Annotated in this window: 8 protein-coding genes; 2 read left to right on the plus strand and 6 right to left on the minus strand. The window is 72.1% G+C overall.

Annotation, left to right across the window (positions count from 1 at the left end):
* Positions 1-15: 15 nt before the first annotated feature.
* Positions 16-2163: a type IIA DNA topoisomerase subunit B gene (locus tag ASG95_RS12320; protein WP_057377656.1), complete on the minus strand. Its 2148-nt coding sequence runs from the start codon at positions 2161-2163 to the stop codon at positions 16-18.
* Between the two features lie 368 nt (positions 2164-2531).
* On the opposite strand from ASG95_RS12320, the gene ASG95_RS12325 reads away from it, so the two are divergent.
* Positions 2532-2753, plus strand: a complete 222-nt coding sequence (locus tag ASG95_RS12325) for a hypothetical protein (RefSeq protein WP_057377657.1) — start codon at positions 2532-2534, stop codon at positions 2751-2753.
* 21 nt (positions 2754-2774) lie between these two features.
* Positions 2775-3260: a DUF456 domain-containing protein gene (locus tag ASG95_RS12330; RefSeq protein ID WP_057377658.1), complete on the plus strand. Its 486-nt coding sequence runs from the start codon at positions 2775-2777 to the stop codon at positions 3258-3260.
* Positions 3261-3269: 9 nt separating this feature from the next.
* Here ASG95_RS12330 and ASG95_RS12335 read toward each other — a convergent pair whose 3' ends face one another.
* From ASG95_RS12335 to ASG95_RS12355, 5 genes are all read right to left on the minus strand, one after another.
* Positions 3270-3683 carry a DUF3040 domain-containing protein gene (locus ASG95_RS12335; protein ID WP_057377659.1) on the minus strand — a complete coding sequence of 138 codons (414 nt, stop codon included), beginning with the start codon at positions 3681-3683 and terminating at the stop codon, positions 3270-3272.
* 143 nt (positions 3684-3826) lie between these two features.
* Positions 3827-5113: a DNA polymerase IV gene (gene dinB / locus ASG95_RS12340; protein WP_057377660.1), complete on the minus strand. Its 1287-nt coding sequence runs from the start codon at positions 5111-5113 to the stop codon at positions 3827-3829.
* A gap of 33 nt (positions 5114-5146) precedes the next feature.
* Positions 5147-5920, minus strand: a complete 774-nt coding sequence (locus ASG95_RS12345; RefSeq protein WP_057378889.1) for a methyltransferase domain-containing protein — start codon at positions 5918-5920, stop codon at positions 5147-5149.
* A gap of 98 nt (positions 5921-6018) precedes the next feature.
* On the minus strand, positions 6019-10020 hold the full coding sequence (locus ASG95_RS12350; RefSeq protein WP_057377661.1) for a DNA polymerase III subunit alpha: 4002 nt from the start codon (positions 10018-10020) through the stop codon (positions 6019-6021).
* Positions 10017-10496: SAV_6107 family HEPN domain-containing protein (locus ASG95_RS12355; protein ID WP_369820379.1), on the minus strand; the 480-nt coding region annotated here is incomplete at its 5' end. The genes ASG95_RS12355 and ASG95_RS12350, both read right to left, overlap by 4 nt.

The following is a 10496-nucleotide window of genomic DNA, read 5'->3' on the forward strand; positions in this document are numbered from 1 at the left end:
CCGCGGACCAGCCGGTCAGGCGTCGATGCGCTCGCGGTCGAGACCGGCTGCGGAGTCGACGATGAAGTCCTTGCGGGGTGCGACGTCGTTGCCCATGAGCAGCTCGAAGACCCGTTCGGCCGCCTCGGCGTCGCGCAGGGTCACCTTGCGCAGCGTGCGGTGCCTGGGGTCCATCGTGGTCTCGGCCAGCTGGTCGGCGTCCATCTCCCCCAGGCCCTTGTAGCGCTGCAGCGGCTGCTTGATGTTCTTGCCGCGCTTGCCGAGGGAGGCGACCGTCGTGCGCATCTCCTTCTCGGAGTAGGTGTAGATGAGCTCGTTCTTCTTCGACCCGGGGTTGACGACCTCGATGCGGTGCAAGGGGGGCACGGCGGCATACACCCTCCCGGCCTCGACGAGGGGACGCATGTAGCGGAAGAACAAGGTGAGCAGGAGCGTCCGGATGTGGGCGCCGTCCACGTCGGCGTCGGTCATGATGATGACCTTGCCGTAGCGCGCGACGTCGAGGTCGAAGGACCGCCCGGAGCCGGCGCCGATCACCTGGATGATGGCGGCGCACTCGGCGTTCTTGAGCATGTCCGAGACCGAGGCCTTCTGGACGTTGAGGATCTTGCCGCGGATCGGCAGGAGCGCCTGGTAGTCGCTCGAGCGCGCCAGCTTCGCGGTGCCGAGGGCGCTGTCGCCCTCGACGATGAACAGCTCGGACCGCTCGACGTCGGTGGACCGGCAGTCGGCGAGCTTGGCCGGCAGGCTGCTGGTCTCCAGGGCGTTCTTGCGACGCTGGGTCTCCTTGTGCAGTCGCGCGCTGATCCGCGACTTCATCTCCGAGACGACCTTCTCCAGCAGCAGCGCGGCCTGGGCCTTCTCGCCACGCTTGGTGGAGGTGATCCGCGCGGTGAGCTCCTGCTCCACCACCTTGGCCACGATCGCCCGCACCGCGTTGGTGCCGAGCACCTCCTTGGTCTGGCCCTCGAACTGCGGCTCGGCGAGCCGCACCGTGACCACCGCCGTCAGGCCGGCGAGGACGTCGTCCTTCTCGGGCTTGTCGCTGCCGACCTTGAGCCGGCGGCTGTTGACCTCGAGCTGCTTGCGGAACACCTTGAGCAGCGCCTGCTCGAAGCCGGCCAGGTGGGTGCCGCCCTTGGGGGTCGAGATGATGTTGACGAAGGAGCTGACCTTGGCGTCGTAGCCCGTGCCCCAGCGCACCGCCACGTCGACCGCGCACTCGCGCTCGACGGCGGTCGGCGACATGTGGCCGTTGGCGTCGAGGACCGGCACGGTCTCGGTGAAGGTGCCGGTGCCCTGGAGGCGCCAGACGTCGGTCACGGCTGCGTCGGGAGCGAGGAACTCGGCGAACTCCGAGATGCCACCGTCGTGGACGAGGGTCTCGACGTGGGTCGCCGACTCCCCCGCCGTGCCGGGCTTGCGTCGCTCGTCGCGGATCACCAGGGTCAGCCCGGGGATGAGGAAGGACGTCTGGCGGGCGCGGGCGACCAGCCCGTCGTAGTCGAACTCGGCGTCCTTGAGGAAGATCTGCTCGTCGGCCCAGTAGCGGATCCGGCTGCCGGTGACCCCGAGCTTGGTCTTGCCGACCACGGCGAGCTCGCTCGAGCGCTCATAGGGGGTGAACTCGTGGTCCGGCGCCTTGTCGTCGGTGGCGACGTCGGGAAAGTAGCCGGGCTCGCCCCGGCGGAAGCTCATCGCGTAGGTGTTGCCCCCGCGGTCGACCTCCACGTCGAGCCGGGCCGAGACCGCGTTGACCACGGACGCCCCGACACCGTGCAGGCCACCGGAGGCGGTGTAGGAGCCACCCCCGAACTTGCCACCCGCGTGCAGCTTGGTGAAGACCACCTCGACACCGGTGAGGCCGGTGCGCGGCTCGATGTCGACCGGGATGCCGCGGCCGTTGTCGCGCACCTCGACCGACCCGTCGCGGTAGAGGACGACCTCGATGTGGTCGCACACCCCGGCCAGGGCCTCGTCGACCGCGTTGTCGATGATCTCCCAGAGGCAGTGCATGAGTCCGCGACCGTCAGTGGACCCGATGTACATGCCGGGACGCTTGCGGACCGCCTCGAGGCCCTCGAGGACCTGCAGGTGGTGCGCGCTGTAGTCCGAGGTCGACTTGGTGGTCGCGGCCTTCTTGGCGGTGGTGGCGGTGGCCAACGGTGCTGTGCTCCTGTGGTGGGTTCCGGCGACTCCTGCGTGCTCACGCATGCTCACACAGGGGTGCCCCCCACGCTATCTCGCCGCTCCCCCGTCGCCGCGCAGGCACGCGGTACACCGGGCCCACCCACCGCGCGGCCGGTTTTCCCATCCACCGGACGCCCGATCTACGAATCACCCAATGCGACATGAGATGGCCCACATGACGACCCAATACCGACCGGGAAGAACGCGGCGTGCTTGACTGTTGACAAGGCACCGGACGGGCCATCGGGAAAAGTTACTTCCCCGGTGTATCAACCGAAGTCCGGGGTAACTCGTCTCATCAGAGACAACGCGCCTGCGGGCGCTACGAAAGGAAGGCTGACGTGACCACTGCACTGGCACCCTCTATGACCGCGGCCGACCGCTGCGACCGCTGCGGCGCCCAGGCCTACGTGCGCGCTCGCCTTCACGCTGGGGGCGAACTGCTGTTCTGCGCCCACCACGGACGCGAGCACCTGCCGAAGCTGCGCGAGCACGCTGACATCGTCGACGAGACCGAGCGCCTCAACGAGACTCCCACCGTGGCTCCGCTCGAGGAGCGGTAGAACGCGACTGCGGACCTCCTGATGGAGGCCACCCTCTGGGTCCCCGCCGTCCTGATCGTGATCGGGATGGTGGGGATCGTCATTCCCGTCATCCCCGGCCTGCTGTTGTGCCTGGCCGGCGTGTTCGTGTGGGCGTTCGACACCAAGACCACCCTCGGGTGGTCGGTCTTCGGCGTGTGCGCCGCGCTCTACCTGGCCGGGCTGGCGCTGCAGTATGCCGTGCCCGGTCGCCGGATGCGCGAGGCGGGCGTCCGCCGGTCGACCCTGGTGCTGGCCGTGCTGCTCGCTGTCGTCGGCTTCTTCGTGATCCCCGTCGTGGGGGCGGCCGTCGGGTTCGTCGGCGGGATCTTCCTGGTCGAGCTCGGCCACTCGCAGGACCGGTCGGCCGCCTGGGCCTCGACCAAGGCCGCGCTGAAGGCGGTCTTCCTGTCGATGGGCATCGAGCTGTTGGCCGCGCTGGCCATCGCCGTGACCTGGGTCGTGGGCGTGCTGCTCAGCCGCGGCTGACCTGCGCGGTCAGTAGCCGTCGTCCCGGCGCTTGTCCCAACGCTCCTCCATGCGGTTCATGAACGACCCGCCGGACCTGGAGGACTTGGGCTTGCTCGGCGACTTGCCGGGGGTGGCGCGCCGGACGGTGCCGTCCGGCTGGACCGTGCCGAGGGCGGTCTTGCGCCGCGGCGGCGTGAGCGCGAAGGCGACGGCGCTCACCATCACGGCGAACCCGATCGCGCCGATCCACATCGTGGTGTTCACGCCGACGAGGACGAGGGCCAGGCCGGCCACGACACCCACGACGCCGACGGCCATCCGTCGTCGGGCCGAGGCGCGGGCACCGGCGCCCTGCATCTGCGAGGCGAACTTGGGGTCCTCGGCATACAGCGCCTGCTCCATCTGCTCAAGCAGCTGCTGTTCGTGCTCAGAGAGCGGCACGGTGACCTCCTGGACGTTCGGCGTGCACCCAACTAACGCGTCGAGCCACCGAATCGTTGCCTGTCGAGAGCATCGTTGCCGGTCAGTGGCCTTCCGCTGACCTCTTCAGGATATGTCGCCGCGCGGTGTTGCACTACCCGTTCTCAGGTGGAGGTCTGGCCCGTCCCGGATTCGGCTCCACCCTGCCGGCCGCGACGCCGGTCGCGTTCACGGTCGCTGATCAGGCTGGCCGGGCGGACGCTCCCCGCACCGAACCGGGCGCTGGCCCGGTCGACCGCACGGTCGGCGTCGCGCCACCCGTGGTCGGGCTCGTCGAGGGTGCCCTGGATCGGCGCGCCCTCGCTCTCCACGAGGCCCTCCATCCGCACTCCCACGAGGCGGATCCTGGCCCGCTGCAGCCCCAACGCGTCGTAGAGCCCCTTGGCCGTGTCGAAGATCTCGCGACTGACGTCGGTGGGGTCACGCAACGTGCGGCTGCGGGTGATGGTGGTGAAGTCGGAGAACCGCACCCTGATCGTGACGGTCCGCCCCAGCATCCCGGCCGAGCGCACCCGGGCCGCCGTGCGGTCGCTGAGCTTGAGCAGCTGCCGGTGGATGTAGGCCGGGTCGTCGACGTCGAACTCGAACGTCTCGTCCGAGCCGATGCTGCGCTCGCGACGCTGGACCTCGACGTGGCGGGGGTCCCGGCCCCAGGACAGGTCGTGCAGGTGCGGGCCGGCGCTCTCGCCCAGGGCCCGGCGCAGCGTGTCGACGGGGGTGTGGGCGATGTCGGCCACGGTGTGCAGGCCGAGCCGCAGGAGGGCCTCCTCCGTCTTGTCACCCACCCCCCACAGCGCTCCCACGGGCAGCTGCTGCACGAAGGTCACCACCTCGTCGCGGGGCACCACGACCATCCCGTCGGGCTTGGCCAGGCCGGAAGCGAGCTTCGCCACGAACTTGGTGGGCGCCACCCCGACCGAGCAGGTGATGCCCTGCTCATCGTGGATGGTGTCGCGGATCAGCTGGCCGATCCTGGCCGGGTTGCCGAGCCGGCGGATCGCCCCGGACACGTCGAGGAAGGCCTCGTCGAGGGACAGCGGCTCGACCACCGGGGTGATGGTCTCGAAGGTCGCCATCACGGCCGCGGAGATCGCGCTGTAGAGGGCGTGGTCGGGCGCCACGACCGTCGCGGTGGGGCACAGCCGTCGGGCGCGCGCCATCGGCATGGCGGAGGCGACGCCGAACGTGCGGGCCTCGTAGGTCGCGGAGAGCACCACCCCGCGGTTGCCACCGCCACCGATGATGACGGGGGTGCCGACCAGCTCGGGACGACTCAGCAGGGAGGCCGAGGCGTAGAAGGCGTCCATGTCGACGTGCAGCACCGTGCACCCGGTGTCGTCCGGGGGATGTTCGTCGCCGCGCTGGGGAAGCGCGTACTGGCGCCGGCTCATCTCGGTGGCCTCGTGGTCAGCAGCCGGACGCCGTCAGCGTCGGGCGAGGACGTGTACCGCGGCGCCGAGCTGTCCGAGGAAGCCGAAGTCCGGGTGGCCCGTGGCGGCCTCCTCGAGCTCGAGCAGGGCGACGCGGTCGGCGTCGGAGTCGATCAGGGCCGACGGGACGAGGTCGCTGAACACGCGCACCCCGTGCACGTCCTCCACGACCAGCCCGGTCTGCTCGACCAGGGAGCGGAGGGCTGCGGCGTCGAACCGGCGCGGCAGCGGGTCGGCGCCGCCCCATCGGCCGTCCGCCGAGGTCAGCGCCGTGTGCGCCTGGGCGAACTGGCCGGCCAGTGCCCTGGCGAGGACCGCGGCGAGGCGCCCTGCCGCCACCAGGCTGAGGTAGCCGCCGGGGGCGAGCACGCCGGCCAGCGCCACGAGGGTGGCCTCGGGGTCGTCGACGACCTCGAGCGTGCCGTGGCAGCAGACCAGGTCGACCTGCTGGTCGCCCACGAAGCCGGCGAGGGAGTCGGCATCGCCCTGCAGGGCGGTGACCCGGTCGGCGACCCCCCGCTCGGCGCTGCGCCGCGAGAGCGAGGCCAGGGCGTCCGGGCTGGGGTCGACGACGGTCACCTGGTGGCCGAGCTCGGCGAGCGGGACCGCGAGTCCTCCGGTGCCGCCACCGAGGTCCAGGACCCGCAGGGGGCGGCCGAGCTCGCCCTGACGCCGCTCGATGAGGCTGCGCACCGAGGACCAGACCGCCGAGGTGCGCAGGGCTGTCTCGACGCCGCCGCGCCGGTGCCGCCACTGCTCTTCGGCCACGACGGCCACCTCCTGTGCTGGGTCTGATGGTGCTTCGGCCAGCCTAATGGCCCGAGCTTCGCGGATCATGCGGCTGGAGTGCTGGCACGGTCATCGGCTCAGTGACCCGAGCTTCCCGGGCTGGAGTGCCAGAGCTTGCGGGGCGGGCTGAACTGCTCCGCCTCCCGGCCGTCGGGCACCACCACTCCCTGGCCCAGCCGGTGCGAACCCCGCACGTCCTCTCCCGGAGGACGGGTGTCGGCGTAGGGCGACTGGCGGAACCCCGAGGCGTGGACGAGCACCCGCCGGCCCGCGCCCACCTGGTCCTGGTGGGCTGCCTCCATCGCCTCCGCCTGCTCGGTGGCGGCGCGCTCGGTCGCCTCCATCGCGGCATGCACCGCCTCGAGGCCACCACGCAGCCACGCCTCCCACAACGGCGTGAGCTCCCAGGCCCCGGTCGCTCGCAGTGAGACGCCCCGGGGCCCGGTGCGTCGCACCACTCCCCGCACGAGCAGCATCCACGAGTGGAACACCGTGGCGGCATACGGGCCCTGGACGTCCTCGAAGAAGGTCGCGTCGACCGGACCGGTGGAGTCGTCAAGGGTCAGGAAGACCACCCTGCGGCCGGTCCGGATCGGCGGTGTCTGGGTGGCCACCTTCACCCCGCACGCCCACACGGTCGACCGGCTGCGCGCCCGCAGCAGGTCACGGCTGCGGGTCACCCCCAGGGCATCGAGCATCGGCGCGTAGAAGGCGACGACGTGGGCGCTGGCGTCGAGGCCGAGGATGTCGAGCTCGGCGCGGATGCGTTCGGGACCGGACAGCTCGGGCAGGCCGGTGCCGCTGGTGAGCTCGGGTCGGTCGCCGAGGTCGAGCGCGAGCTGGGTCGGCTGCTGGTCGGCCGCGCGGACCGGCAGGGCGCCCTGGGACTGCGCGGCCGCCCTGGCCCGCACCTGGCCGGTCTCGAGCGCCTGGTCCGACGGGGCAGCGCTGGACGCCCTGCCCCGTCGTGGGGCGGCCCGCTTCGCGGAACGGTCGAGTGCTCGTCCGTAGCGGTCGAGCTCGGCGACGTGGAGCAGCAGGTCGCGTCGGGTGGTGCGACCCCGGCGCCCGAGCCCCCCGGCACCGATCCCGGCGGACTCGACCCGCATGCCGTAGAGGCTGTCGAACCCGCCGGCGAGGACGAGGCGCTCGGCGACCGGGCGCGAGACGTGGGCCCGGTGCCAGAAGTCGGCCAACCCGGCGTAGGGCTGGCCCGCCACGATGCGGGCCACCTCCGCGTCGTTGATCCCCCGCACGTCGGCCAGGGACAGCCGGATGCCGTAGTTGCTGGCATCGGGCAGGTCGGGGTGCGCTGGCACGAACCCGGACGGGTCTGGGCCAGCAATGCCAGCAATGCCATCGGTGTGATCAGTGTGATCAGTGCCTTCGGTGTCATCGGTGTCCTCGCCCAGGCGCTCGATGCGGTAGCTCTCGGTGGAGACGTTGACGTCGAGCCCGAGCACCGCGATGCCCAGGCTCCGGGCGTCGTCGAGGATGAGCCGCTTGGGGTACATGCCCGGGTCGTGGGTGAGCACCCCGGCGAGGAACGCGGCGGCGTGGTGGGTCTTGAGCCACGCCGAGTGGTAGGTGGGCAGTGCGAAGGCCGCGGCGTGCGCCTTGCAGAACCCGAACGACGCGAACGCCTTGAGCACCTCCCAGATCCGGTCGACGTCGGCCGGGGCATAGCCTCGCGCCCGCGCCGCGGGCCGCCACCAGGCCTCGATCTCGCGCTGGCCCTTGGGGGTGCCGAGGGCGCGGCGGACCTCGTCGGCCTGGGCCAGCGACACCCCGGTGGTCTCGGCGACGATCATCAGCACCTGCTCGTGGAAGACGACGACCCCCTCGGTCTCGCGCAGCGCCTCGATGAGCGTGGGGTGCAGGTAGCTGACCTCCTTCCACCCGTGCCGGGCCTCGAGGAACGGCGTGATCATGTCGGACTTCACCGGGCCGGGTCGGAACAGCGAGATGTCGATGACGAGGTCCTCGAACCGCTCCGGGCCGAACTTGCCGATCAGCTCGCGCTGCCCGGGACTCTCGATCTGGAAGCAGCCGAGGGTGTGGCTGGTGCGGATCAGCCGGAAGGTCGCCTCGTCGTCGAGCGGCACCTGCGCCTGGTCGTCGAGGTCGACCTGCACCCCGTCGACCCGGGCGACCTCGGCCACGGCGTGCGCCATCGCCGACTGCATGCGGATGCCGAGGACGTCGAGCTTGAGCAGCCCGAGCGTCTCGACGTCGTCCTTGTCGAACTGGCTCATCGGGAAGCCCAGCCAGCTCGCCTCGACCGGGGTGCGGTCGAGCAGGCTGCCGTCGGACAGGATCACCCCGCACGGGTGCAGCGCGATGTGGCGGGGCAACCCGTCCAGCCGCTCGACGAGGTCGAACAGGGCGCGCAGTCGTGGGCTGTCCAGACCCCGGGCCCGCAGCTCGGGCAGCTCGGCGATGGCGTTGCGGGCGTCCCGGGCCCGGATGTGGGGGAACGCCTTGGCGATCTCGTCGATCTCCACCGGTGGCAGCCCGAGGGCCGATCCGACGTCGCGGATGGCGTGGCGGACCTTGTAGGTGTCCATCATCGAGACGCACGTGACCCGTTCACCGCCGAACCGGTCGAGGATCCGTTCGTACACCTCGGTGCGTCGGGCCGACTCGACGTCGATGTCGATGTCGGGCAGCTCGGCCCGCAGCGGGGAGCAGAACCGCTCCATCAGCAGGTGGTAGCGGATCGGGTCGACCCCGCTGATGCCGAGCAGGTAGTTGACCAGCGACCCGGCACCGGACCCGCGGGCGGCAACGCGGACGCCCATCTCCCGGATCAGGTCGACGACCTGGGCGACGGTGAGGAAGTAGGTCGGGTAGCCGAGCTCGGCGATCACCTTGAGCTCGTCGCCGAGTCGGCTCTCGATGGCCACCAGCTCGTGCTCGCTGGCGCCGGGATAGCGCCAGGCCACCGCCGCGCGACACCGTTGCTCGAGCATGACCTGGGCGCTCATGCCCGGCTCCACCCCCAGTCGCTCGGGCTCGGGCAGGTGGATCGAGCCGATGCCGAGGTCATGACGGGCGCTCTGGGCGCACCCGAGCCCGAGGGCCAGGGTGCGGGCCACCAGGGCGTCGGCGCGCGCCCGGTCGCCACCGGCGACCTCGCGGGCGATGGCGTGCATCGGGTCGGTGCCTGCGAGGTGGGCGGCGTCGGTGACCCGGTCGAGGTGCCGGGTGTCGAGGGCGACCAACCGCCGGGCGGCGTCGAGCACGTCGACGACCGCGGACTCCCCCGGGTCGACGTGGCGCACCGCGGCGGTGAGCACCGCCGGGACGCCCTGCTCGTCGGCGAGCCCGAGCAGTCGCCGGGCATGGCTGCGCGAGGCGGGCGTGCCCTCGGGGCCCCCGTGGCAGACCACCTCGATGACGAGGGCGTCGGGGGGCAGTCGGCGCCGCCAGGCGCTCAGCAGCTCGCGCGCGCGGTCGGTACGCCGCGCCAGCAGCGCGCGACCCACGTCGGAGTCGGGTCCGAGCAGCACCACGAGCGGGCTGGGCGCTCCCCCACCGGCGGCCCCTGCTGCTCCCCTGCCCTGCTCCCTCGGCCCTCCCGGCGGCCACCCGCACGCGCCGGCGAGCACCGCGACGGAGCTCACCGGCACCCCGCGCTCCCCCCGCAGGTGGGTCTGGGTGACCAGCCGGCACAACGCCGCCCACCCCACCCCGGCGGGCACCCCAGCGGCCCGCCCCCGCGCGAGGACGGTGACCCGGGGGTGCCGCGCGTCGCGCTCGGCACCACCGCGGACCGGCGTCCGGGCTGGAGCGGTGGGCGTGGGAGTGGGGCAGTCCCCCGCTGCGCCGGGGTGTGCTGCGCCGGGGTGTGCCGCGTCCGGTCCCACTGCGAGGTCGACGCCGAGGACGGGGGCGATCCCGGCCGCGGTGGCCGCCTGGACGAACCGGACCGCACCGTAGAGACCGTCACGGTCGGTGAGGGCGAGGATCGGCTGGCGGTGCTGGGCGGCGCGCTCGACCAGGGCTTCGGGTGGCGCCGTGCCGTAGCGCATCGAGAACCCCGACGCGACGTGCAGGTGGGCGAACTCGGTGCTCATGGCGCCGCCCTCGCGCCGGTAGCGGCCGTGGGCACCAGCAGGTGGTCCTGGGGCGACATGGTCACCGGCAGACCGAGGGTGTGGCAGACGAGGTCGAGGAAGAGCTCGGACTGGCGCAGCACGTCATCGGCCTCCCGTGCGCTGTGCCCGTGGTGGCGGCGGGCACCGACCACCTCGAAGAACCCCGCCCACTCGGAGAGCTCCGGGGCGACCGTGGGCAGCAGCTCCCACAGGCTGCGCGGACCCGACTGGCCCGTGGGTGGACGACTGGAGGTGCGGGTGGCCACCACGGCGGCAGCGGCCCGCAGCGCCCCGAGCTGGGCCTGGTCGTAGCGCCGGGTGACCTCCTGGCTCTGGCAGGCCTCGAGCAGCGAGTGCCGCGCCCGGTCGAGCAGGTCGAGCGTGGCAGCCGCCCCCGTGGAGGACCCCGTGGAGGACCCCGTGGAGGACCCCGTGGAGGACCCCGTGGAGGACCC

Origin of the sequence: Phycicoccus sp. Soil803 (assembly GCF_001429685.1) — a bacterium.
GTDB lineage: Bacteria > Actinomycetota > Actinomycetes > Actinomycetales > Dermatophilaceae > Pedococcus.